Origin of the sequence: Streptomyces sp. NBC_01390 (assembly GCF_045040105.1) — a bacterium.
In the GTDB taxonomy this organism is placed as follows: Bacteria; Actinomycetota; Actinomycetes; order Streptomycetales; family Streptomycetaceae; genus Streptomyces.
On record NZ_CP109551.1, the window covers coordinates 9,139,305 to 9,163,114 of the forward strand.

The window sequence follows — 23,810 nt, forward strand, 5'->3', positions numbered from 1 at the left end:
GGTGTGCGGCCGGAGAAGGGAGTGTTTATCGTCAGGCAGACGACTATGATCACGGCATGCCCTACGACCCGTCAGCCTTCCCGCCCTTCGCCGTCACCGTGGACCTGGTCGTGCTGACCGTGCGTCGTCATGCCCTGTGCGCGTTGGCGGTACGCAGGGGGGAGCAGCCCTTTCAGGGACGCTGGGCGCTGCCAGGCGGATTCGTACGGGCAGACGAGGACCTTTCCCAGGCAGCAGCGCGCGAACTGGCCGAGGAGACCGGCCTGCGCGCCCACGACCCTGATGCCCCGGCCCAGGACAACGGCGCCCACCTGGAACAGCTCGCGACCTACGGCGACCCCAAACGGGATCCCCGGATGCGGGTGGTCAGCGTCGCTCATCTCGCGCTCGCCCCCGACCTGCCCGCTCCCCGCGCGGGCGGTGACGCCAACAGCGCCCGCTGGGCACCCGTCGAGGAGCTGCTGCGGCAGGGTGGCTACGGCCGCGACGGCGAACAGGCCGCACCACTCGCCTTCGACCACGCCCAGATCCTTTCGGACGGGGTGGAACGCGCCCGCTCCAAGATCGAGTACTCGTCGCTGGCCACGGCGTTCTGCCCGACCGAGTTCACCGTCGGAGAGCTGCGCCGCGTGTACGAGGCGGTGTGGGGCGTCGCTCTCGACCCACGCAACTTCCACCGCAAGGTCACGGGCACACCGGGCTTCCTCGTCCCCACCGGAGGTACGACCACCCGGCAGGGCGGTCGTCCGGCCCAGCTCTTCCGAGCCGGGGGAGCCACCCTGCTCAACCCCCCGATGCTGCGTCCCGAGGTCTGACCCCGAATCCGCACGGTGGGCCCCGCCACACCAGGGAAAACGGACATAACGCGCTATCTTGCTACGGGTGATCCAGGCCTTCGGACTGACCAGCAACTCTCGCAAGGATCTTCCCCCCGCCGCCGACGACGTCTCCTTCGAGGCGCGCGCGGGCTGCGTCACGACGCTCCTCGGCTCCCCGGGCGCAGGCAAGACAACAGTGCTCAGGCTCATGCTCGAACTCCAACAGGGCCGTGGAGTCACCTACTTCAGAGGCCGCCCACTGCACCGCGTCGCCCATCCCTCACGCGAGGTCGGCGTTCTCCTCGGTGATGTGCCGGGGCACCCCGCGCGCACCGTCCGAGGTCAACTCCGCATGCTGTGCGCGGCGGCGGGCGTCCCGGTCCGCCGTGCCGACGAAGTCCTGGAGGTCGTCGGCCTCGTCAGCCTGCGTGACGAACGCCTGGGCACGCTGTCACGCGGCATGGACCGTCGGCTCGGCCTGGCCTGCGCCCTTCTGGCAGACCCTCACACCCTCGTGCTCGACGCGCCCGCCGACGGCCTGTCCGCGCGTGAAGGTCAGTGGCTGCACGGCATGCTGCGCGCCCACGCCACCCAGGGCGGCACCGTCCTGTGCACCACCACCGACCCGAAGGAGGCGGCCCGCACCTCGGACCGGATCGTCACCCTGGAACAGGGGCGACTCGTCGCCGACCAGGAGGCCTCGGACTTCTCCCGCACCCGACTGCGCCCACGCGTCGCCGTCCGCAGCCCGCACGCCACGCGTCTCGAAGCCCTGCTGACCAAAGAGGCCCGGGCGGCACACCGCTCCGTGGAGGTCGTACGGGAAACCGGCAACCGGCTCTCCGTGTACGGCAGCACTTGCGCGGACATCGGGGAGACCGCGTTCAGGCACGGCATCCTCGTCCACCAACTCGCCGACGAGGTCGGTGACATGGGCCCCGGAGCAGGCTCGCCCCGCAGCGGGACGCCGGTGTACGGCGGGACGCGGACTTCCGGAGAGGGCCGTACGGCTGATGGGGCGACGGCTGCCGACGAGGACAGAAGGACCGTCGAAACCGGCGAGATCGTCGGCGGCGCAGGCCGGGAATCCGCCTCGGTTACGCCGGAGGACATCGGCGTTCGGCCGGGTCCTGCCACTCCTTCGGACATTTCCGCGTCGCACGGTTCCACCGGACAAGGCCTTCGCGTGTCAACGACAACCTCGACCGGGGTCACTCCGGCGGCACGCGCCCCGGAGCCGAACGGGGCTTCCAGTCGCGTCCTGACAGCTGCCCGTGTCCCCGCGGAGTCGGCGCCCGCCCACGCGCAGGGAGCCCGCCCGCGCCCCTCCGGCGTGCTCGCCTCCGACAACCTGCCCCCGCTCCCACCTCCGATCTCCGTCCGCCCCGCTCCGAGTCCGCTGCGTCCCCTCCGCTACGAGCTGCGCCGGGCCTGCGGTGTCGGCACCGGGTTCCTGACCGGGGCAGCTGTGCTCGTCTCTTCCGCGCTCGTCGCCGTACTCCTGGCCCGCGTCGGCCACACTCCACAGCACCGTCTGCTGGCCGCCTGGCCCCAGGAGCTGCCGCTGCCGCCCGCGGCACTCGGCGCCGGGCTGCTCGGCGCCGTCGCCTTCGGTGACGAGTTCCGCCACCCCGCCCTGGCGGTCGACCGCGGCACGGTGCCCCGCAGGCTGGGACTGCTCGTCGCCAAGCTCCTCGTCGCCGCGGTCACCGGGCTGCTGCTGGCCGTCCTCGCCGTGGGCTGCGACGCCGAAGTGCTCTACCTCGTCTACGGACGGGAGCTGGCGAGGGTTCCCGCGGACTGGCTCGCACTGACCGCGAGTTGGATCGGCCTCGTGATCGGCTGCTCATGGGCCGGAGTGCTGGCCGCGGGCATCTTCCGGTCCACCACCGCCGGACTCGCCGCGGTGGTCGCCGTACCGGTCCTCGTGGTGCCCCTCGTACAGAAGTTCCTGGAGGGCTCCTCCGTGCGGAGCACGGCCGGACTCGCCATGCGGTCGCGGGAACTGTTCCTGGCCGAGTGGCCGTTCGGGGGCGAGCGGTATCTGGTCTCCGTGGCGCGGATGATCGCCCAACCCGTCGGTGGCGCGCTGACGTTGTCGCTGACTGCCCTGCTCTGTGCGTATCTGCTCACGACCCTGCGAAGCAGGGTCCGATGACGACCGTCAGCGACCTTCCGGTCCTGCCCTGCGCACAACTCCCCGGGGAACGCCCGTTTCTTTCCGATAAGGCGTCAATTGCGACGGGGTGAGCGATCACCCTTTCGTGTGCTTTTCACCAAAGACCTCAAGGGAGTTGGAGACGGCGCCGACAAAGGATCCGTGAGTACCCTTGCGCACACCATGATGACCGCCGCCCGCTCCGCAGACTCCGGTCTCGTCGGCCCGGGCGGGCTCGACCGCTACCCCTTCGCCGAGGCACCCGGGGCCGACCGCGTGGGAGTCCCCTCCTGGGACGCCGGGGACCCGGAGCTGGGCCGTGTCGGCCGCCGCACCGCGGGCAGCCGCGGTCGCGGGCTCCACGGTCAACTCGTCCAGCAACTGGGCCAGATGATCGTCTCCGGCGACCTGGGCGCGGACCGCCCCCTCGTGCCCGAGGAGATCGGCCAGCGTTTCGAGGTCTCCCGCACCGTAGTCCGCGAGTCGCTCCGGGTTCTGGAGGCCAAGGGCCTGGTGAGCGCCCGGCCGAACGTGGGCACGCGCGTGCGTCCCGTCAGCGACTGGAACCTCCTCGACCCCGACATCATCGAGTGGCGAGCCTTCGGACCGCAGCGCGACAACCAGCGCCGCGAGCTCGGCGAGCTGCGCTGGACGATCGAGCCGCTCGCCGCTCGCCTCGCAGCCGGGCACGGCCGCGAGGAGGTCCAGCAGCGGCTCGTGGACATGGTCGAGATCATGGGCCACGCCATGAACCAGGGCGACGCGCTGACGTTCTCGCGCGCCGACGCGGAGTACCACTCGCTGCTCATCCAGCTCGCCGGCAACCGCATGCTGGAGCACCTCTCGGGGATCGTTTCCGCCGCCCTTCAGGTGTCCGGCGGTCCGATCACCGGTTGTGACCGTCCCACCGAGGCATCCCTGGCACACCATGCCCGGATCGTCGAGGCTCTCGCGGCGGGCGACGGTGCGGCGGCGGAGGCGGCCATGCGACAGCTTCTGATGGTCCACCCCGAGGTGGAGCGCGTGGTCCCGGCTCCGCGCGAGCACTGACCGTGCGCCGAGAGCGGCGTGACCGGGGGCCGTGCCGCCCACCGCGAACATCGCTCGGCTCGCGAACCGTCGCTGCCGGGCCCCGTCGGACCCCGAGAGGGCTCCGCGGGGTCCGGCAGCGAGACGGGGCCCACCGCGCGGTGAGCGGTGGGACGAAGCGGCGGTGGACCGTCCCGAAGCGCCCGCCACAGCTCTGAAACGGGCTGCAGATGCGGGCGTGGATCGGTCGGCTCGGCCTGGCCGTCGCCATGCCTGACCACCTCTAACCGTATTTGACAGCTTTTGAGTGCTTACGGGGTGTGACTCGGGCCACGCAGATTGGGCGTAACGCTCGCGGAAGCAGCGCGATGACCTAAGAGGTGGCAGCCGCGGAGGGAATACAGACGCCGTTCCAGGCGCTGTGCATCTTCCCGGCCCCCCGCCCGCGCCGTCGGCCCATCCCCAGTCGGCGGTCGTCGGCTCCTGTCCGTAGTGGACGGGGCCGGAAGCCGTTTTCCAACGTTCCGAGAGGTTGTTCGTGTCGGCCAGCACATCCCGTACGCTCCCGCCCGAGATCGCCGAGTCCGTCTCTGTCATGGCGCTCATCGAGCGGGGAAAGGCCGAGGGGCAGATCGCCGGCGACGACGTGCGTCGGGCCTTCGAAGCTGACCAGATTCCGGCCACTCAGTGGAAGAACGTACTGCGCAGCCTCAACCAGATCCTCGAGGAAGAGGGTGTGACGCTGATGGTCAGTGCCGCGGAGCCAAAGCGCACCCGAAAGAGCGTCGCAGCGAAGAGTCCGGTCAAGCGCACCGCCACCAAGACGGTCGCGGCGAAGACGGTGACCACGAAGAAGGCCACCGCCACCGCCACCCCTGCGGCCCCCTCCGCCGAGTCCTCCGTCGAGGACGAGACGCCCGCGAAGAAGGCCGCTGCCAAGAAGACGACGACCGCCAAGAAGGCGGTCGCGAAGAAGACCGTCGCCAAGAAGACGGCGGCCAAGAAGACGACCGCCGGCAAGGACGACGCCGAGGCCGTCGAGGACGAAGCACTCGAAGACGTCAAGCCCGGCGAAGAGGAAGAGGAGGGAGCCGAGAACAAGGGCTTCGTCCTCTCCGACGACGACGAGGACGACGCGCCGGCCCAGCAGGTGGCCGTGGCCGGTGCCACCGCCGACCCGGTCAAGGACTACCTCAAGCAGATCGGCAAGGTCCCGCTGCTCAACGCCGAGCAGGAGGTCGAGCTCGCCAAGCGCATCGAGGCGGGCCTCTTCGCCGAGGACAAGCTGGCCAACGCCGACAAGCTTGCCCCGAAGCTCAAGCGCGAGCTGGAGATCATCGCCGAGGACGGTCGCCGCGCCAAGAACCACCTCCTGGAGGCCAACCTCCGTCTGGTGGTCTCCCTGGCCAAGCGTTACACCGGCCGCGGCATGCTCTTCCTGGACCTGATCCAGGAGGGCAACCTCGGTCTGATCCGCGCGGTGGAGAAGTTCGACTACACCAAGGGCTACAAGTTCTCGACGTACGCCACCTGGTGGATCCGTCAGGCGATCACCCGGGCCATGGCCGACCAGGCCCGCACCATCCGTATCCCGGTGCACATGGTCGAGGTCATCAACAAGCTCGCGCGCGTGCAGCGTCAGATGCTCCAGGACCTGGGCCGCGAGCCCACCCCGGAGGAGCTGGCCAAGGAACTCGACATGACCCCGGAGAAGGTCATCGAGGTCCAGAAGTACGGCCGGGAGCCGATCTCCCTCCACACCCCCCTGGGTGAGGACGGCGACAGCGAGTTCGGTGACCTGATCGAGGACTCCGAGGCGGTCGTCCCGGCCGACGCGGTCAGTTTCACGCTCCTTCAGGAGCAGCTGCACTCCGTCCTCGACACTCTCTCCGAGCGCGAGGCGGGCGTCGTCTCGATGCGCTTCGGTCTCACCGACGGTCAGCCGAAGACCCTCGACGAGATCGGCAAGGTGTACGGCGTCACCCGCGAGCGCATCCGCCAGATCGAGTCCAAGACCATGTCGAAACTGCGCCACCCGTCGCGTTCCCAGGTGCTGCGCGACTACCTCGACTGAGTCGCGGTCGTACGACACACAAGGCCCGGCTTCCCGCGACAGGAAGCTGGGCCTTCGTGCTGAGCCGGCGCGGGTCGTCGCACCGGCGTGCGGGGAGTGCGGTTCGGCGCGTGCGGAGCGGGGCGCTTCTGCCGGAGGGGTCCCTCGTTCGTGGCGCGCGCGTGCGGGACGGAGCCCGCTGGATCACTCTGGGTTTCTCGTGATCATCCCTGAGTGAGGAGCGCGCATGCGTCATCCCTTTGTCCGGGCCCTGTCCCGGGCGCTGACCCGGTCGCTGGTTCTGGCGGCTTCGGCAGCCGTCATACCGCTGGCGTCCGCCGCCCCTGTGGCAGCCGACGGCGTCGTCGTAGGAGGATTCCCGGTCGACGTGTCCGAGGGCCCGTGGACGGTGGCGCTGTCCAGCCGTGACCGGTTCGGGGGTACGCGGGCCGGTCAGTTCTGCGGCGGCGTGGCTGTCGGCCGGACCACGGTACTGACCGCGGCCCACTGCATGGGCGACGACGTCCTGGGGGCGCCGCCGCACCGCGCGAAGGATCTGAAGGTCATCACCGGGCGTACGGATCTGACGTCGGCAGAGGGCAGGGAGATCGCCGTGCGCGACACCTGGGTCAATCCCGGCTACGACAGACTCAGCAACGCCGGGGACTTCGCTGTGCTCACCCTCGCCGAGGCACTCCCGGAGAACTCGGTCATCGGGATGGCGGGGGCGGGCGATCCTGCTTACCGACCCGACACGAGTGCCACGGTCTACGGCTGGGGCGACATCACGGGAGGCGGCGGCTATGCGCGCAGTCTGCGGGCCGCGCGGGTGCACGTGCTGTCCGACTCGCTCTGTGAGCGGGCGTATCCGGGCAGCGCCGACGGGACGTACCGAGCCGACAGCATGCTGTGTGCGGGCGAGGCCGCGGGGGGACCGGACGCCTGCCAGGGGGACAGCGGAGGACCGCTGGTGGCTCAGGGCAGACTGGTCGGGCTCGTGTCCTGGGGGAGCGGTTGTGGACGGCCCGGCAGCCCGGGCGTCTATACGCGGATCTCGGACGTCGTGAGGACGATGGGGTGGGGCGTTGCCACTGCCCGCGGGAACGGCGGCTGAGGAGCCCTGTACGGCGTCCTGAGAGGTTTTCCGGTCCCTATCCGGCTTGCCCCGTCGTGGCGTGCCTGATGGACCGTGAACGGCTTGTGTGAAGCGGGCGGCCACTCCTGAGTGCAGGAGTGGCCGCCCGAATCAACCGGCTTGTGCCGGGGCTGGCTCGTCGTCGAAGCGCACCTGTCAGCGGTCTTCTTCGGTTGAGCTGGCGGGAACGGTCGTCAGTCGCTCCGTCTCGTCCTGTATCTCAGCGGCGATCTTCTTGAGTTCCGGCTCGAACTTGCGACCGTGGTGGGCGCAGAAGAGCAGTTCTCCGCCGCTCGCCAAGACAACGCGAAGGTATGCCTGGGCGCCGCAGCGGTCGCAGCGATCAGCGGCCGTCAGCGGGCTCGCGGGGGTCAGAACAGTAGTCACGTCGCCTCTTCTCTAGCTCGACGAGCTGTCGTACCAGGGTCAACATCCAACCAGGCCGAAAACGTTCCCGCTCGTGGCTCTTCCTCGAAAAAAATCTTTTCGAGACGGCTGTCTGATGCCGGTTGGCGGCGAATGTGCCGTATTGCGTGTCTTTGTGTCTGTACGGGTTCGCGCTGTCTGTCGTCTGTAGGGGTGTAGGTCCGTCCGGCTGGGTTGCCGGTTGTTCATGAGGACGTGCCCGGAGCCTAAATGGTTCATGCCTGTAAGGGAACGTGATATGTACTTCACTCCATCGAGGGATCGAACAGGTATGCGACTCTGGATTAGTGTGACTTCAGACGAGGGTGGCGTTACATCGGCTCTACCAGGCCTCGGTACCCTCTGAGCGGCGACCGAAGCCGGGCCCTTACCCATCAGGGCTCCAACTGAAATTCAGCGAGGAGCGAACCGCGTGACCGCCGATACGTCCGTGCCGTCCACAGCGCTGCTGGCAGGAGCAGACCGGGACGGTTCCAACTACACCGCGCGGCACCTGCTCGTCCTTGAGGGGCTGGAGGCCGTACGCAAGCGCCCGGGCATGTACATCGGGTCGACCGACAGTCGTGGCCTGATGCACTGCCTCTGGGAGATCATCGACAACTCCGTGGACGAGGCCCTCGGGGGCTACTGCGACCACATCGATGTCGTCCTGCACGACGACGGCTCCGTCGAGGTGCGGGACAACGGCCGAGGCATCCCCGTGGATGTCGAGCCCAAAACAGGCCTCTCCGGTGTCGAGGTCGTGATGACGAAGCTGCACGCCGGCGGCAAGTTCGGCGGCGGTTCCTACGCCGCTTCCGGCGGCCTGCACGGTGTGGGCGCGTCCGTCGTGAACGCGCTCTCGGCGCGCCTGGACGTCGAGGTCGACCGCGGGGGGAACACCCATGCGATCAGCTTCCGGCGCGGTGTGCCCGGCTCCTTCGCCGCCGTCGGCCCTGACGCCACGTTCGAGACGGGTGGCCTGCGCAAGACCAAGCGGATCCCCAAGACCCGCACCGGCACGCGTGTGCGGTACTGGGCGGACCGCCAGATCTTCCTCAAGGACGCCAAGCTCTCCCTGGAGAACCTCCACCAGCGCGCTCGGCAGACCGCGTTCCTGGTGCCGGGCCTCACCATCGTCGTCCGTGACGAGGTCGGGCTCGGCGAGGGCGGCAGCAAGGGCGAGGAGTCCTTCCGCTTCGACGGCGGCATCAGCGAGTTCTGCGAGTACCTGGCCACCGACAAACCGGTCTGCGACGTCCTCCGCTTCTCCGGACAGGGCACCTTCAAGGAGACGGTCCCGGTCCTTGACGACCACGGCCAGATGACACCCACCGAGGTCACCCGCGAACTGGGTGTCGACGTGGCGCTCCGCTGGGGAACGGGCTACGACGCGACCCTCAAGTCGTTCGTGAACATCATCGCCACGCCCAAGGGCGGCACCCATATGGCGGGGTTCGAACAGGCCGTCTCGAAGACGATGAACGAGGTACTGCGCGCCAAGAAGCTGCTGCGCGTGGCCGAGGACGACATCGTCAAGGACGACGCCCTGGAGGGCCTCACCGCGGTCGTCACCGTGCGTCTCGCCGAGCCGCAGTTCGAGGGCCAGACCAAGGAGGTGCTCGGCACTTCGGCGGCGCGCCGCATCGTGACGAACGTGGTGTCGAAGGAGCTCAAGGACTTCCTGACCTCCACCAAGCGGGACGCCGCAGCGCAGGCCCGCGTCGTCATGGAGAAGGCCGTGGCGGCCGCGCGTACGCGCATCGCGGCACGTCAGCACAAGGACGCGCAGCGTCGTAAGACGGCCCTGGAGTCGTCCTCGCTGCCCGCCAAGCTCGCCGACTGCCGCAGTGACGATGTCGAACGCAGCGAACTGTTCATCGTGGAGGGCGACTCCGCGCTCGGTACGGCCAAGCTCGCCCGGAACTCCGAGTTCCAGGCGCTGCTCCCGATCCGGGGGAAGATCCTCAACGTCCAGAAGTCGTCCGTGACCGACATGCTCAAGAACACCGAGTGCGGCGCGATCATCCAGGTCATAGGAGCAGGATCAGGTCGTACGTTCGATATTGATGCGGCTCGCTACGGCAAGATCATCATGATGACCGACGCCGACGTCGACGGCTCCCACATCCGCACCCTGCTGCTGACCCTGTTCCACCGCTACATGCGGCCCATGGTCGAAGCGGGCCGGGTGTTCGCCGCGGTGCCGCCGCTGCACCGTGTCGAGCTCGTCCAGCCGAAGAAGGGCCAGGACAAGTACGTCTACACGTACTCGGACCGTGAGCTGCGCGAGAAGCTGCTGGAGTTCCAGAGCAAGGGCGTCCGCTACAAGGACTCGATCCAGCGCTACAAGGGCCTCGGGGAGATGGACGCCGATCAGCTGGCCGAGACCACGATGGATCCGCGCCATCGCACGCTGCGCCGGATCAACCTGTCCGACCTCGACTCTGCCGAACGGGTTTTCGATCTCCTGATGGGCAACGACGTAGCTCCTCGCAAGGAGTTCATCTCCAGCTCGGCGGCGACGCTGGACAGGTCCCGAATCGACGCCTGACCCGTCCGGGTCCCGGTGCCGGCGCAGCGCTTCCCAGCGCTGCGTCGGCACCCTTCTCCACCCTGAGGTGGACCACCGGACCGCTGCGAATCCACCCGTGATCCACCCCCGCTCCGATTCTCTGACCTGCCGTTTTCCGTAGCGTCGAAGGCGTCGACAGCACCCGCTGCCGGCCGCCGCTCCTTCTTCGCCCACGGAGGCCTGATGTCCGGGCTCGTTGACGCCTCACTGATCGTCGCCGTCGTCGCCCTGGTGGTCGTACGACAGTTCCGCACACGCCGGATAGGCACGGACCGGCGCTGGTGGGTCGTGCCCGTGATCCTGGCCGTCGTGGCGCTGCGCGAGCCCGGTCTTGTCGACATCCACCACCGCACGGAGTCGATCACCCTGCTCGCGGTCGAACTGCTCATCGGCCTCGTGACCGGAGCCGGCTGGGCCTGGACCACCCGTGTCTGGGCGGAGCCGGACGGGGCGGTGTGGAGCCGGAGCACCAGGGCGAGCCTCGCCGTGTGGGTGATCGGGATCGGCCTTCGTGCAGCTCTTTTCGCTCTGGGCGCGGCGCTCGGCGTCCACCAGGACACCTCGGCCCTGCTCCTCGCGCTCGCGGCGACCCTCCTGCTCCGCGCCGGAATCCTGCACTGGCGAGTCCAGGCTCTGCACCTGACCTCCCCGCACACCGAGCCACCGCATCCGGCGTCCGCACCCTCGGCGCACGGGCCTGCCACGGCTTACGGTGACGGCGTGCGGTCGCGGAAGGAGCGCGTGTGACGAAGAACGACTGGTTGCGCTGGCCCTCCAAGGAAGCGCTCGGCCGCGAGGGAATCTCACACAACCGCCGTCGGCTCGCGTGGGCCACCCGGATGCTGGTCCTCGCCATGCTGCTGTGGGGAGCCGTCAGCAGCAGTCCGCTCCGGGGCTGGGGCGCGGCGCTGGCCGTCGGGGGAGTAGGTGTCGCCGCGCTGCTCGCCCGGGCGCTCTACCGGACCACCTTCCAGCACCGACTGTGGCCCTCCGTGTCGCTCCTGCTGCTGCTTCAAGGGCTCGCGGTCGCGGGCCAGGCCGCGGGCTTCCGGGTGCCGGCGCTCGTCCTGTGGTGCGGATGCGCGATCACGGCCCTGGAAAGACTGCCTCTGTCAGCCGCCCTGCCCCTGACCATGGTGGCCCTCGGTTCGTACGCGGTGGTCAACGACGACGCCTTGCTCACCACGACCGTCACCAGCATCGGTCTCGCACTTCTGGGATACGTCCTGCGACTCGACGCCGAAGCACGCGGCAACACCCAGTTGCTCCTCACCCAGGAGCGGGCCGCCCGTGCGGCGGAAAGGGAGTCGGCGGCGCTCGCGGAGCGTGCCCGGATAGCGCGGGAGATCCACGACGTACTGGCGCACAGCCTCTCGGCACAGCTGGTGCACCTCGAAGCGGCCCGACTGCTGATCGAGCGGGGCGCCGACCGCGACCGCATCCTCGAACGGGTGGTGGCGGCGCGGGGGATGGCCCGCGACGGTCTGGCCGAGACGAGACACGCACTGTCCGCGCTGCGGGGCGAGATGTCCCCGCTGGAGGACTACCTGAGTGAGCTCATCGGTGCGACCGACACCGTGGGCGTCACCATTACGGGTGAGCGCAGACCGCTGTCGGCAGAGGCCTCGCAGGCCGTGCGCCGGGTGGCCCAGGAGGCACTGACGAATGTCCGCAAGCATGCTCCGGGCGCCACGGTCCAGGTGCGGTTGGAGTACGGCGAGCACCAAGTGACGCTGGACGTAAGGGACACGGGTGGTTCGCCGGGCGAACTCACCGGGGTGGGCGGCGGGTACGGTCTGCTGGGTATGCGGGAGCGGGCCGAGTTGCTGGGGGGTTCGCTGGCGGCCGGACCGGACGAGAAGGGGTTCGTGGTGACACTGAGGGTGCCGACGTGACGGACGTGACCGGCCGGAAAGTCGCGCGTGTCGTGGTCGCGGACGATCAGACCGTCGTACGGGAAGGCATCGTGATGCTGCTCGGCCTGCTGCCCGGGATCGAGGTCGTCGGAGCGGCCGGAGACGGGGACGAGGCTGTGCGGCTGGCCGGCGAACTCGCGCCGGACGTGGTGCTGATGGACCTGCGCATGCCGCGTTGCGACGGTGTCGAGGCGACCCGGCGGATCAGGTCGGAGCACCCCGGGACGCAGGTCGTTGTGCTCACGACCTTCGCGGACGACGAGTCGCTGTTCCGCGCGTTGCGGGCAGGCGCGCGCGGCTATCTCACCAAGGACGCGGACGGCGACGAGATCGTCAGAGCGGTGCACAGTGTGCTGTCAGGGGAGGCGGGGCTCGCACCGAGCATTCAGCGGCGGCTGCTGGAGCGGTTGACGGAGCCGGAGAAGGAGCCTCCCGCGCCCGCCGAGCCGCCCGACGGGCTCACCACGAGGGAGGCCGAGGTGCTGGTGCTGATCGCGGACGGACTCAGCAACCAGGAGATCGCGCACCGGCTGCATGTCTCCACGGCGACCGTGAAGACCCACATCAACAACCTCTTCGCCAAGACGGGAATCAAGGACCGTGCGCAGGCGGTGCGTTACGCCTATGGCAAGGGATTGGTGCGGCCTCCCACGCGGTGAGTCACCTGATGGGGTGAACTGCGTGGCGAACAAGAGTCGGGGAACTTCCCGTTCTGTCCATCCTTGGGCATGCAGTCAAGCACCGGTCGTCCTGGACGCGGGAGCGGCCCTGAGATTTCGGCCGAGACCCAAGAAGGTCGTGAGGCCGTCCCGACCCACGAGGGGGTGGGCGGGGACACCCGGTTCGACGACCCCTGGTATGACGCGCTTGCCTCCGGCTGGGGCGAGTTGGACGGTACGGGTGCGCCCGCCCCCGTCGTTCCGCCCACACGCCGGGAGCAGGAGAGCCCGGGCGGCGGCGCGGCCGACGTCTATCTGGAGGTACAGCGCAGCGCCGCCTTCCAGGAGGTACGCAGGCGGTACCGGAGGTTTGTGATCCCCGGCGTCGTTGTCTTCCTCGCCTGGTACGTGGGCTATGTGGTGACCGCGACCACGGCGCCCGGGTTCATGGCCCGGCCGGTGGTGGGCGCGGTGAACGTGGCGATGCTGGCGGGACTCGGACAGTTCCTCACGACGTTCCTCTTCACCTGGGCCTATGCGCGGCACGCGCGGCTGCGCAGGGACCGGGCCGCGCTCGATCTGCGCTGGGACACCCAGGAACTGACGCGTGGCCTTCGAGGCGGTGGATCGTGACCGGCAATCATCAGATGCTGGCGTTGGTGCTGTTCAGCGCGTTCGTGGCCGTCACGCTGGCCATCACCACCTGGGTGAGCCGACACCGGCAGGGCTCGGCGGAGGAGTTCTACGCGGGCGGCCGGCTCTTCTCGCCGATGGAGAATGGTTTTGCCATCGCGGGCGACTACATGTCGGCCGCGTCCTTCCTGGGGATCTCCGGCCTCATCGCGCTCTTCGGCTACGACGGGCTGTTGTACTCGGTGGGCTTCCTGGTGGCCTGGCTCGTCGTGCTGTTCCTCGTGGCCGAACTGGTGCGCAACTGCGGGCGGTTCACGCTGGCGGATGTCGTCGCGGCCCGGATGCGTGAGCGGCCGGTGCGGATCGCTGCGGGAACTTCCTCGGTCACCGTGTCCGTTCTGTATTTGGTGGCGCAAATGGTCGGGGCGGGCAGTCTGGTCGCGCTGCTGCTGGGTGGTTCGAGCGAGGTGGCGCAGTCCTGGACAGTGATCGCCGTCGGCGCTCTCATGGTGATCTATGTGTCGTTGGGAGGGATGCGGGCCACTACCTGGATCCAGATCGTCAAAGCGGTCCTGCTGATGGGCGGGACGATCGCGCTGACCGTGCTGGTGCTGGTGCGGTTCCACGGCGACTTCGACCAGTTGCTGCGCACTGCGGCCGATCGCAGCGGTCACGGTGACGCGTTCCTCGCTCCCGGGCTGAGGTACGGCGGTGACTGGACCTCACGTCTCGACTTCATCAGCCTGGGGCTCGCCCTCGTGTTGGGCACGGCCGGACTGCCCCACATCCTCTCCCGCTTCTACACCGTGCCGACCGCTCGGGCCGCGCGCCGGTCGGTCGTCTGGTCGATCGGGCTCATCGGCGGCTTCTACCTGATGACGATCGTCCTCGGCTTCGGCGCGGCAGCGATCGTCGGGCCGCAGGCGGTCCGTGGCTCGAACGCGGCGGGGAACACGGCGGTCCCGCTTCTGGCCCTCGATCTGGGCGGCGGCGCGGACTCCACAGGCGGAACGGTTCTGTTCGCGATCGTCGCCGCCATCGCCTTCGCAACCATTCTCGCCGTGGTCGCAGGCATCACGCTCGCGTCCTCTGCGTCAGTGGCCCACGACCTCTACGCGTCGCTGCGTCGCCCGCGCGCCAAGCCGCGAAGCGAGGTGGCTGTGGCACGGACCGCCGCGGTCGGCATCGGCGTGGTCGCGATCGCCCTCGGCCTGCTGGCCCGCGACCTCAATGTGGCGTTCCTGGTGGGCCTCGCCTTCGCCGTCGCAGCGTCCGCGAATCTGCCGGTGCTGCTCTACTCGCTGTTCTGGAGCGGCTTCACGACCCGGGGTGCGGTGTGGTCGGTGTACGGGGGGCTGATTCCGTCGCTGGTCCTCGTGCTGCTGTCGCCCGTGGTGTCGGGCAGCCCCGAATCGCTGTTCCCGGGAGTGGACTTCCAGTACTTCCCGCTGCAGAACCCGGGGCTCGTCTCGATCCCGCTGGGATTCCTCGCCGGCTGGCTCGGCACGGTCACCTCCGCGGAGGACCCGGATGAGGCCAAGCACGCGGAGACCGAGGTGCGGTCGCTCACGGGGGCGGGGGCCGTTTAGCGGGCGGCGACCGCACCGTCGTACGCCCCTGAGTGGTGGGAGCGGTTCACGGGGCCACCCATGCGTACTGATGTTCGGGGCGGCCGGTGTCGCCGTACTTGAGGGAGAGGCGGAGGCGGCCTTCCTGCTCCAGGTGGCGGAGATAGCGCTGCGCCGTGGAGCGGCTCAGGCCTGTCTCCGCGGCCACCTCGTGAGCCGAGAGCGGATGGCCGGCGCGGTGGAGCACACCGCAGATGAGATCCGTGGTCGGTTCCGAGTGACCGCTCGGCAGGCCGGGGGACGCGGGGCCGGGTGGCGTGCGCAGGGCGCCGAAGATCCGGTCGACCTGTTCCTGGCCGGCCCGGCTCCGGTCGTTGACGTGGTCGACGGTGCGGCGCAGAGCGGCGTAGGAGTCCAGACGGGTGCGCAACGCCGCGAAGGTGAACGGCTTGACCAGGTAGTGCACCGCACCCAGGCGCATCGCGGTCTGCACGGTGACCACGTCACTCGCCGCCGTGATCATGATGACGTCGGTGCAGTGGCCCTGCTCCCGCATGCGGTGGACGAGTTCGAGTCCCGTCTGGTCGGGCAGATAGTGGTCGAGCAGGACCAGGTCGATCGTGCCCTGCTGCACGGCGACCAGAGCCTGGGCGGCGCTGTGCGCGCGGGCGGCCACCCTGAATCCGGGAACCTTTCCCACGTACTTGGCGTTGATCTCCGCGACGCGAAGATCGTCGTCCACCACCAGGACGTCAATCATCGGGCCTCTCCCTCAGGGCCGACGAGCACAACAGACCTTTGCCGGCAGAAGAGCGGCTTGCGGCCGGAAGACCGATGTTGTGGCATGCGCCATGTCCCGCGCCATCGAACGGCGTGGAGCGAGCAAGATCTTCACAACTCCGTGGGGGGTCCGGCTGCACCTCCGGCGCGGGTCGCCCACACATAACGGTGCTCCGGGCGGCCTGCGTCACCGTACTTGAGGGTCAGCCTGGCCCGTCCCGTGCGCTCCAGCAGCTTCAGATAGCGCTGGGCGGTCTGGCGGCTCACCCCGGTCCGTTCGGCGATCTCCTGGGCCGACAGGGGGCCTTCGGCGTTAACCAGGGCTCGGCGCACGAGTTCCGCGGTGGTGGGGGAGTGGCCCTTGGGGAGTTCGGGCTCGGGGCCGGAGGAAAGGGCTCCGAAGATCCGGTCCACCTCGGCCTGTTCGGCCTCGCCGCCGCTGTCCAGGGTGCGGCGCAGTTCCGCGTATGCCTCGAGTTTGGCGCGCAGCCCCGCGAAGGCGAACGGCTTGACCAGATACTGCAGCGCCCCTTGTCTCATCGCCGCCTGGACGGTCGACACGTCCCGGGCCGCCGTCACCATGATCACGTCGGTTTCGCGACCCCGCCGACGCATCTCCTGGACGACCGAGAGGCCTGTTCCGTCGGGCAGATAGTGGTCCATCAGGACGAGGTCGATCTGGGGCTGCGCCTCCAGTTGCCGCAGTGCTTCGGCCGCGCTGTGCGCCTCTCCCGCGACGCGGAATCCGGGCACCTTCTCCACGTAGGCGGCGTTGACCCGCGCCACCCGGGTGTCGTCGTCCACGACCAGGACCTCGATCATCTCGACTCCTCCTGAGGGGCGTGGACGCCGGTGGCCGGGATGGCGGCCGGCTGCGGGGACGGGTCCGGGACGCGTGCGTGTTCCTCCGGGACGTGCCTGTGCCGGGGTTCCGGCGCCGGATCGGCCTCCGCGAGTGCCTCCGGCAGGACGACCGTGAACTCCGCGCCGCCGCCCTCGGCCTCGTCCACGCGCGCACTCCCACCCTGCCGTTCCGCGAGGCGGCGTACCAATGGGAGCCCGATTCCGCGTTTGCCGTGCGCCGGCGGCTTCTTCGTGGACCAGCCCTCCGTGAAGATCAACTCGCGCTGTTCCGCAGGGATTCCGGGCCCTGTGTCGCGCACCCTGAGGACCGCGGTACGGCCCTCCGCTCGCAGTTCGACCTCCACGCGCGCGTGCGCGGTGCCGGCGACGGCGTCCAGCGCGTTGTCGACCAGGTTGCCGACGACGGTGACCAGTCCCCTGGGATCGACCAGCCGGTCCGGGAGCGACGTGCGGTCCGAGACCCACAGGGCGACTCCGCGCTCCGCCGCCACGGTGGCCTTGCCGACCAGCAGTGCGGCGAGCAGCGGATCGCGGATCTTCTCGGCGACCTGTTCCGCGGTGGCCCGATGGTCGCCGACCACCTCGCCGACGAACTCCACGGCGTCGTCGAACATCTCCAGTTCGAGCAGCCCCAGGAGCGTGTGCATGCGGTTGGCGTGTTCGTGATCCTGGGCGCGCAGCGCGTCGAGCAGACCGTGCGTGGAGTCGAGCTCACGGCCGAGCTGCTCCAGCTCGGTGCGGTCACGCAGGGTGGCGACGGCTCCTCCGTCGTCGGTGGGCATGCGGTTCGCGACCAGGACACGCTGGCCGCGCACGGTGAGCAGGTCGGTGCCGGTCACGCGGCCGGCGAGCACATCTGTCGTACGGCCCTCACCGAGCGCCTCGTCCAGGGAGCGGCCGACAGCCTCCTCGCCGATGCCCAGCAGGCGCTGCGCCTCGTCGTTGAGGAGCCGGACACGGCCCGCGCGGTCCAGGGCGACGACGCCCTCGCGGATGCCGTGCAGTACGGCCTCACGTTCGGCGAGCAGCGCCGCGATGTCCGAGAACGCCAGGTCCCGGGTCTGCCGCTGCACCCTCCGGGAGATCAGCCAGGCGGCCAGGGCGCCGACGGCCATGGCGCCGCCCGCGTAGGCGAGCAGCCCCGGAATCGCGTGGATCAGCAGGGCCCGCACGCTGTCGTACTCGATGCCGACCGAGACCGCCCCCACGACCCTCCCCCGGGTGTCACGCAGGGGCACCTTGCCGCGGGCCGAGCGGCCCAGGGTGCCGTTGTCGATCTCCATGACCTCCTTGCCGGCCAGGGCCTGACGGGGGTCGGTGGAGACGACCCGGCCGATCTCCTTCGGATCCGTGTGCGACCAGCGCACGCCCCGCATGTCCATCACCACGATGTACTCGGCCCCGCTGGCCTTCCGGATCAGCTCCGCCTCGGCCTGGACGGGCCCGTCGACGGTCGGCCTGCTTCTCTGCAGGTCCTCGGCGAGTTGCGGCTGGGCGGCGGTGGTCTGCGCGATCGCCAGCGCCCGGCGCATCGCCTGGTCGTCCAGCTGATCGCTGAGCGGCGCCAGGAACAGCCCGGTCGCGAGCACCGCGACTCCCGCGGCGATCGCCACCTGCATCAGCAGCACCTGCGAGAACATGCGCCGCGGCAGACCGAGGCGCAGGCGGCGTGCGGGGGGAGTGGGGCTCATACCCATGACGGTACGGGGACGAGGGGGACGTTCCGTAGAGGGGTGTGACGTGGATTCCCTGATCAACACCATGGATCAGTGCTCGTACGGGGTGCGTGACGGGCGGATCCCGGCTGTCCCCGGCTGCAGGGGCGCCGGTGTCCGGCGCGTGTGCGGTCAGCGTGCCGGGGCCGCGGACTCCAGTTCGCGCAAGGCCACCACGTCCATCCGCGCCGGCGAACCCAACGCCGATCCGCAGCTCTCGGGGCGAGGCGGCAGCGCGGCGCCCTGGACGACGGTGACGCCCCACCGGCGTCCGTCCGCGTGGGCGACGGTCACCTCCCAGCGCGGTGCCGAGCCGGACGTGCGTACGACACTCAGCGCGTCCGCCGCGTACTCGCGCGCCGCCGCGCGGACGGCCAGTTCCGCGGCCTGGCCGGGCCGCTCCCACGCGGAGCCGCCACGGCAGCCCTCCAGGACGACACGCCCCTCGCGCACGCCCTGGAGGATCTCCTTGACGTGCGGGGCCTGGGCGCGGCCGTACACGTATCCGTACGGGAGGACGAGCAGCGTCGGGGAGAAGCGGTGTCCGCCGAGGTGGGTGACCTCCCAGGCGCCCTCGACCCCGGAGGCGGCCAGTTCGGCCGCGAGGGGACGGCCCAGCAACGCGCAGCAGCGGTCGCGCTTGCCGTTGGTGCAGACGAGCGCGAGGGGGTCGCCGGTGTGGGGCCGCGCCTGGAGTACGGCGTCGAAGTTCCCCGGGGCGCCCTGGCCGAGGGCGGCGAAGTCGAGGTCGAGCAGTTGTTCGGGGGTGCGGGTCGTGGCGCTGTGCAGCCAGACGTTCCCGGGCGTGACGTGGGCCGCGTAGACCTGCCTCACCGCGGGGGTACCGAAGTCGGCGTGGCGGCCTGGCCGGCGGATCAGCGCGATCCGTACGCCGGTGCCCTCGGCGGCCTTCTCCAGGGCGCGGCCGAGCGCGGGGTCCAGATGGCTCATGGTGAGCGCCTGGGCGCCCCACGGGCCCGGTTGCTCCAGCAGCAGCCACGTCCTCGCGGTCGCGGCGGTCCCAGCGATGGGCTCATCGAGGTCCCGGGAGACGGTTGCGCACCTACTCACACAGGTGAGCCTAACCTGACCTAGGGTCGGGGCCGCTTTTCATCGCGCTGAACGGGTGATTCCGGTGTCCGCGGGCTTCTCCGGGAGCGGTTGCGGAGGGCGTTCACCCACGTGGGTTCCGGACGGGCGCATCCGTAGAGGACGCTCGCCGTACTCCTCCAGAGCGTGGGCGATCCAGCCCGCCGTACGGGGATGGGCCTCAGGTAGCCGGGGTGGCCGACAGGGAAGCGGCTGTGCGCGGGACGGAAGCAGCTGATGTCCGTCCCGCTGACGAGGTCGCCGACCGGGCCGTCCATCGGGATCGCGTACCCGCGCGGCGCGATGGCGCGCACGCGGTACGTGCCGTCCGCCCGGGTGCGGTACTTGGCCCGCAGCCGTGCCTCGTCGACGTCCATGAGCTGGGCCTCGTACCTGCCGTCGGCGTCGGCCTGCCACACGTCGAGGACCCGGCCGGAGAGGCGACGGGGCGTCGGGGATCTCGTCGAACATGTCGGCCCCGAACGCGGCCTCGGGTGAGTCGTGGATGTGGAACGGGCCGAGCACGGTCGCCGGTGTGGCGTCCGTCGAGAACCGGTGGATGAGCTGGACCGCTGTACGGACGAGTGTCTGTACAGCGGTCACATCGGCGCATGATCGATGCTTGTGGCAGGCCCTCGCGGCGGAACGGGCTCAGAACATGGTGTTGTCGTTGACGGGAGGGGTCGACGGCACGTCCTGGACGGAGTCCCAGTGCTCGAGGATCTTGAGCGTGCCGTCCTTCTGCCTGCCGACGCGGAAGATGTCCACGACGGCCTGGCCGCGGTCCTCGGGGCTGAGGCGGTAGTGGGCGTGGATGGCCACGAGGTCGCCTTCGGCGATGACGCGCTTGCGTTCCACGATCAGGTTCGGGAACTGCTGGAAGAAGTTGGTGAACTGCTCGCGCAGGCCGGCCGAGCCGTTGGGGATGGTGGGGTTGTGCTGGTAGTACTCCGGCGTCAGGTACCTGACCGCGTCGGGGTTCTTGTCGACGAGGAGTGTGTCGAAGTAGGCGGTCGCCACCTTCTGGCTGAAGGGGGTCATCCAGCGGGGGCCGGGCTGGTCGGTGCGCGGCCGGCTGACTGTGCCGAACATGTCGTTGCCGTTGACGGTGGTCTCCGGTACCTCCTGGACCACGTCCCAGTGCTCGGCGATCATGCCCTTCTTGTCGAAGCGGAAGATGTCGACCACGGACGAACCGCGGGTGCCGGGCTCGTAGACCGGGTTGGAGTGCACCATGACCAGGTCGCCCTGGGCGATGACCCGCTTGACGTTGTACATGTGGTCCGGGAAGCGCTCGTGCCAGTCGCGGATGAAGTTCTTGATGGCCTCCCGGCCGTCGGGGGCCGTCGGGTTGTGCTGGATGTAGTCCGCACGGATGTACTGGTCGGCGACCTTGAGGTTGCCTTCTTCGAAGAGCTGCCTGAGTACGTGGACGGCGACGCGCTTGTTGCGCTCCTGCACATAGGGGCTCGGGTGCCGGAAGTCCGCGACGGCCGGTGTGGATGCCGGGACGGACGCGGTGGCGCCGGGAGCGAACCCGGCCACGGATCCGACGGCCGCCGTGGCCAGCAGAGCTGCCACGGCCTTCCTGGACAGGGAGGAGCTGCGCATGACGGTGTTCTCCAATACGGGTGCGACGAGTGATGCGTTACGGGGTGGCTGTGGCCGTCGGAATCACGCGGGAGCGAAGGCGAGGAGGAACTCGACGGTCCCTTCGTCCTCGACGGCGATCCCGCCGAAGTTCGGTGCGTCGATGCCGTAGTCGGCGAAGGTGACGGGGATCGAGCCGTTCACCCGGAAGCCGTCGGCGGTGCGCTGGGCGGTGAGGTCGAACGTGACGGAACTGGTCTGGCCGTGGACGGTGAGATCCCCCGTGGCCTCGCCGGTGACCTGTTCGTTCACGTCCGGCACCGAGCCGAAGTCCACGGGCTCGGCGAGCTCGAAGGTGGCGTCGGGGTACCGCTCGGTGTTCATGACCCGGCCGCGGAACTGGCTGTCGCGCTGGTCGGAGTCGCTCCGCACCGAGGCCAGGTCGACGGTGAAGCTCCCGCTGACAGCCTGGGTGCCCTCGATCTTCAGCCCTCCGGTGACCTGGCCGGTGCGGCCCACGGCCGTGGTGTTCTGGCCGAAGAGCACCTCGTCGACGCGGTAGCCGGCCTGCGAGCCGCTCCCGACCCGCCAGCTGCCCTGGACGCTCCGGCCCGCCTGATCGCCGGAGCCGGACGCGCTCTCCGGCGCGGTCGGCGGACTGTCGAGTGACAGCGCGGCCGGTGGGTCGTCCTGGATGTAGTTGATGTAGACGTACGGGCCGCCGACGCCCACGAGGGCGTCGGCGGCAACGCCGACGATCAGCCGGCGCTTCCAGCGTCCGGATCCGGTGCGTGCCATTGGTTCCTCCGGGAGGCAGGCGATCGGGTAATTGATCTTGAAATTTCAAGTAATAGGGCGGAAGGCGCCCTGGGTCATGAATGCCATGGGGTCAGCCGTGGGCGGCGAGGGAGATGTGCTCCCAGTCGGCCCAGGTCGCCAGCTTGCGCGCGTAGTGGTCCTTGACCAGCTCGATCGGCGGTCTGCCGAAGAACACCCGCAGCGGCGGGTTCTCGGCGTCCACTATGGTCAGCAGCGCGGGTCCCACGGCCTTCGGATCGCCCATGTCGGACAGGTCCAGGCCCTCGGTCAGGGCTTGGCGGACGCCGTCGTAGAGCGGGTTGGGCTCGGAGTTGACCGCGGAGGCGCCGGGCCAGTCGGTGGGGTAGGGGCCGGGTTCGACCAGGGTGACCTTGATGTTCTGCCCGGCGACCTCGGCGGCCAGGGCCTCGGACAGCCCCTCCACCGCCCACTTGGAGGCGGCGTAGACGCCGAGGCTGGGGAAGGAGAGCACGCCGCCGACGGAGGTGACCTGAACGATGTGGCCGCCGCCCTGGGTGCGCAGCAGCGGCAGCGCGGCCTGGGTGACCCAGAGCACGCCGAAGAAGTTCGTTTCCATCTGGTCGCGCGCCTCGGCCTCGGTCAGCTCCTCGACCATGCCGAAGTGGCCATAGCCGGCGTTGTTGACGACGACATCCAGGCGGCCGAAGTGCGCGTGGGCCTTGCGGACCGCGTCGAACGCGGCGGTCTTGTCGGTGACGTCCAGGGGCAGTACGAGCAACTGCTCGCCGTAGGCGATCGCGAGGTCCATCAGGGACTCCGTGCTTCGCGCGGTCGCGGCGACCGAGTCTCCGCGATCCAGCGCGGCTTCGACGAACGCGCGGCCGAAGCCGCGGGACGAGCCGGTGACGAACCAGGTCTTGGACACGAGAACCTTCCAGTGGGAAAAGGGAGTTGATGGAACATGGAATGGGAGGTCAGGCCAGGAGCTGCTCGGAGGCCTGCCACAGGCGTGCGGCCGCCTCCGGGTCCACGGCGTGCGCGGCGACCCCGGTGTTGGTGCCGGGCCGGTGCGCTTCGGCCTCGTCGCAGTCCTCGAAGTACCGGCCGGTGACGCCGTCGGCCACGGGCGACGCGGCCAGCAGCACCGAGGTCGCGGCCCCCTGCTCTGCCGTCTTGAGGGACACCTCGGGTGGCTGTGTTCCCTCCCCGATCAGGGCCTGGAGGTGGGCCCCGAACTGCGCCATCTCGGCGTCCCCGATATGACGCATCAGGTTGGTCTGGATCCCGCCGGGCATCAGCGCGTTGACCGCGATCCCGTCGTCGGACCAGCGCCGGGCGGCCTCGACCGCGAACAGCACGTTTGCCGTCTTGGACTGCCCGTAGGCGAGCCATGGATCGTACGGCCGCTCCGCGAAGTGGAGGTCGTCGAAGACGACGGGAGAGAAGAGGTGTCCGCTGGAGCTCACCGACACCACCCGGGCGCCGCCGGCCGCGGCGAGCGCACCGCGCAGCCCGGCGGTGAGCGCGAAGTGCCCCAGGTGATTGGTGGCGAACTGCAGCTCCCAGCCCTGCGGCGTCCGGGTCTCCGGGGTCGCCATGACGCCCGCGTTGTTGACGAGGATGTGCAGCGGGCCGTCCCACGCGGTCACGAACGCCTCCACGGACGCCGGATCGGTCAGATCCAGGGAGGCGACCGTCACGCCCTCGGAGTCGGTGGTGGCCCTGATGTCCTCCGCGGTGCGGCGGCCGGCGGCCGTGTCCCGCACGGCGAGGACGACCTGCGCGCCGGCCCCGGCGAGCGCCCGGGCGGTCTCCACGCCGATGCCGGAGGCGGCTCCGGTGACGATGGCGCGGCGGCCGGTGAGATCCGTGTCCGCGATGACCTCTGCGGCCGTCGAGCGGGCGGTGAACGGTGTGGTGATACGCGTGCTCGTAGCCATGTCGGCAAGTGCTCCTGGTTTGCTACGCTCGAAAGCGGAGGGGCCTCCGAATTGCTTCGAACCTTAAGCGGAGGGTCCTCCGATTGTCCAGGAGGAAGGAATG

The 23,810-nt window shown here is 69.7% G+C and carries 20 protein-coding genes and 1 pseudogene; 11 read left to right on the plus strand and 10 right to left on the minus strand.

Annotated elements, in window-relative coordinates; genetic code table 11:
* Nucleotides 1–56 precede the first annotated feature (56 nt).
* The 5 genes from OG241_RS40990 (at nt 57) to OG241_RS41010 (ending at nt 7,172) form a co-directional block, all read left to right on the plus strand.
* On the plus strand, nt 57–815 hold the full coding sequence (locus OG241_RS40990; protein ID WP_405822913.1) for an NUDIX domain-containing protein: 759 nt from the start codon (nt 57–59) through the stop codon (nt 813–815).
* A gap of 67 nt (nt 816–882) precedes the next feature.
* Nucleotides 883–2,976, plus strand: coding sequence for an ATP-binding cassette domain-containing protein (locus OG241_RS40995; RefSeq protein WP_405822915.1), 2,094 nt, complete (start codon nt 883–885; stop codon nt 2,974–2,976).
* Between the two features lie 162 nt (nt 2,977–3,138).
* Nucleotides 3,139–4,026, plus strand: coding sequence for a FadR/GntR family transcriptional regulator (locus tag OG241_RS41000; protein ID WP_405822917.1), 888 nt, complete (start codon nt 3,139–3,141; stop codon nt 4,024–4,026).
* Between the two features lie 517 nt (nt 4,027–4,543).
* Nucleotides 4,544–6,079: an RNA polymerase sigma factor gene (locus OG241_RS41005; protein ID WP_405822919.1), complete on the plus strand. Its 1,536-nt coding sequence runs from the start codon at nt 4,544–4,546 to the stop codon at nt 6,077–6,079.
* 226 nt (nt 6,080–6,305) lie between these two features.
* Nucleotides 6,306–7,172, plus strand: coding sequence for a S1 family peptidase (locus OG241_RS41010; RefSeq protein WP_405822921.1), 867 nt, complete (start codon nt 6,306–6,308; stop codon nt 7,170–7,172).
* A gap of 177 nt (nt 7,173–7,349) precedes the next feature.
* Here OG241_RS41010 and OG241_RS41015 read toward each other — a convergent pair whose 3' ends face one another.
* Nucleotides 7,350–7,580, minus strand: coding sequence for a hypothetical protein (locus tag OG241_RS41015; protein ID WP_044471628.1), 231 nt, complete (start codon nt 7,578–7,580; stop codon nt 7,350–7,352).
* 451 nt (nt 7,581–8,031) lie between these two features.
* Here OG241_RS41015 and OG241_RS41020 point away from each other — a divergent pair, with 451 nt between their 5' ends.
* The 6 genes from OG241_RS41020 (at nt 8,032) to OG241_RS41045 (ending at nt 14,970) form a co-directional block, all read left to right on the plus strand.
* Complete coding sequence (locus tag OG241_RS41020; protein ID WP_405822923.1) at nt 8,032–10,152, plus strand: type IIA DNA topoisomerase subunit B; 2,121 nt, start codon at nt 8,032–8,034, stop codon at nt 10,150–10,152.
* A gap of 204 nt (nt 10,153–10,356) precedes the next feature.
* On the plus strand, nt 10,357–10,920 hold the full coding sequence (locus tag OG241_RS41025; protein WP_405822925.1) for a DUF1453 domain-containing protein: 564 nt from the start codon (nt 10,357–10,359) through the stop codon (nt 10,918–10,920).
* A complete protein-coding gene (locus tag OG241_RS41030; RefSeq protein ID WP_405822927.1) occupies nt 10,917–12,068 on the plus strand; it encodes a sensor histidine kinase in 1,152 nt (383 codons plus the stop codon). Before OG241_RS41025 ends, OG241_RS41030 begins: the two co-directional genes overlap by 4 nt.
* A complete protein-coding gene (locus tag OG241_RS41035; RefSeq protein WP_405822929.1) occupies nt 12,065–12,748 on the plus strand; it encodes a response regulator in 684 nt (227 codons plus the stop codon). The genes OG241_RS41030 and OG241_RS41035 overlap by 4 nt, the downstream gene beginning before the upstream one ends.
* A gap of 69 nt (nt 12,749–12,817) precedes the next feature.
* On the plus strand, nt 12,818–13,381 hold the full coding sequence (locus OG241_RS41040) for a DUF485 domain-containing protein (RefSeq protein WP_405822931.1): 564 nt from the start codon (nt 12,818–12,820) through the stop codon (nt 13,379–13,381).
* Nucleotides 13,378–14,970 (plus strand): cation acetate symporter, encoded by a 1,593-nt coding sequence (locus OG241_RS41045; RefSeq protein WP_405822933.1) that lies wholly within the window; start codon nt 13,378–13,380, stop codon nt 14,968–14,970. Before OG241_RS41040 ends, OG241_RS41045 begins: the two co-directional genes overlap by 4 nt.
* A 46-nt stretch (nt 14,971–15,016) precedes the next feature.
* On the opposite strand, the gene OG241_RS41050 is transcribed toward OG241_RS41045, so the two are convergent.
* The 9 genes and pseudogenes from OG241_RS41050 to OG241_RS41090 all read right to left on the minus strand — a co-directional run bounded on the left by OG241_RS41050 (nt 15,017) and on the right by OG241_RS41090 (nt 23,707).
* Nucleotides 15,017–15,709, minus strand: coding sequence for a response regulator (locus OG241_RS41050; protein WP_405822935.1), 693 nt, complete (start codon nt 15,707–15,709; stop codon nt 15,017–15,019).
* 131 nt (nt 15,710–15,840) lie between these two features.
* Nucleotides 15,841–16,551 (minus strand): response regulator, encoded by a 711-nt coding sequence (locus tag OG241_RS41055; protein WP_405822937.1) that lies wholly within the window; start codon nt 16,549–16,551, stop codon nt 15,841–15,843.
* Complete coding sequence (locus OG241_RS41060; RefSeq protein ID WP_405822939.1) at nt 16,548–18,284, minus strand: ATP-binding protein; 1,737 nt, start codon at nt 18,282–18,284, stop codon at nt 16,548–16,550. The genes OG241_RS41055 and OG241_RS41060 overlap by 4 nt, the downstream gene beginning before the upstream one ends.
* 156 nt (nt 18,285–18,440) lie before the next feature.
* On the minus strand, nt 18,441–19,379 hold the full coding sequence (locus OG241_RS41065; RefSeq protein ID WP_405822941.1) for a sucrase ferredoxin: 939 nt from the start codon (nt 19,377–19,379) through the stop codon (nt 18,441–18,443).
* Nucleotides 19,380–19,642: 263 nt separating this feature from the next.
* Nucleotides 19,643–19,816, minus strand: a pseudogene (locus OG241_RS41070) (catechol 1,2-dioxygenase); the annotation flags it as partial.
* A gap of 232 nt (nt 19,817–20,048) precedes the next feature.
* Nucleotides 20,049–21,008: a nuclear transport factor 2 family protein gene (locus tag OG241_RS41075; protein ID WP_405822942.1), complete on the minus strand. Its 960-nt coding sequence runs from the start codon at nt 21,006–21,008 to the stop codon at nt 20,049–20,051.
* Nucleotides 21,009–21,071: 63 nt separating this feature from the next.
* Nucleotides 21,072–21,785, minus strand: coding sequence for a YceI family protein (locus OG241_RS41080; RefSeq protein ID WP_405822943.1), 714 nt, complete (start codon nt 21,783–21,785; stop codon nt 21,072–21,074).
* Nucleotides 21,786–21,876: 91 nt separating this feature from the next.
* Entirely contained in the window at nt 21,877–22,692 is an 816-nt protein-coding gene (locus OG241_RS41085; RefSeq protein WP_405822945.1) for an SDR family oxidoreductase, read from the minus strand.
* Between the two features lie 49 nt (nt 22,693–22,741).
* Nucleotides 22,742–23,707, minus strand: coding sequence for an SDR family NAD(P)-dependent oxidoreductase (locus OG241_RS41090; RefSeq protein ID WP_405822946.1), 966 nt, complete (start codon nt 23,705–23,707; stop codon nt 22,742–22,744).
* Nucleotides 23,708–23,810: the final 103 nt, after the last annotated feature.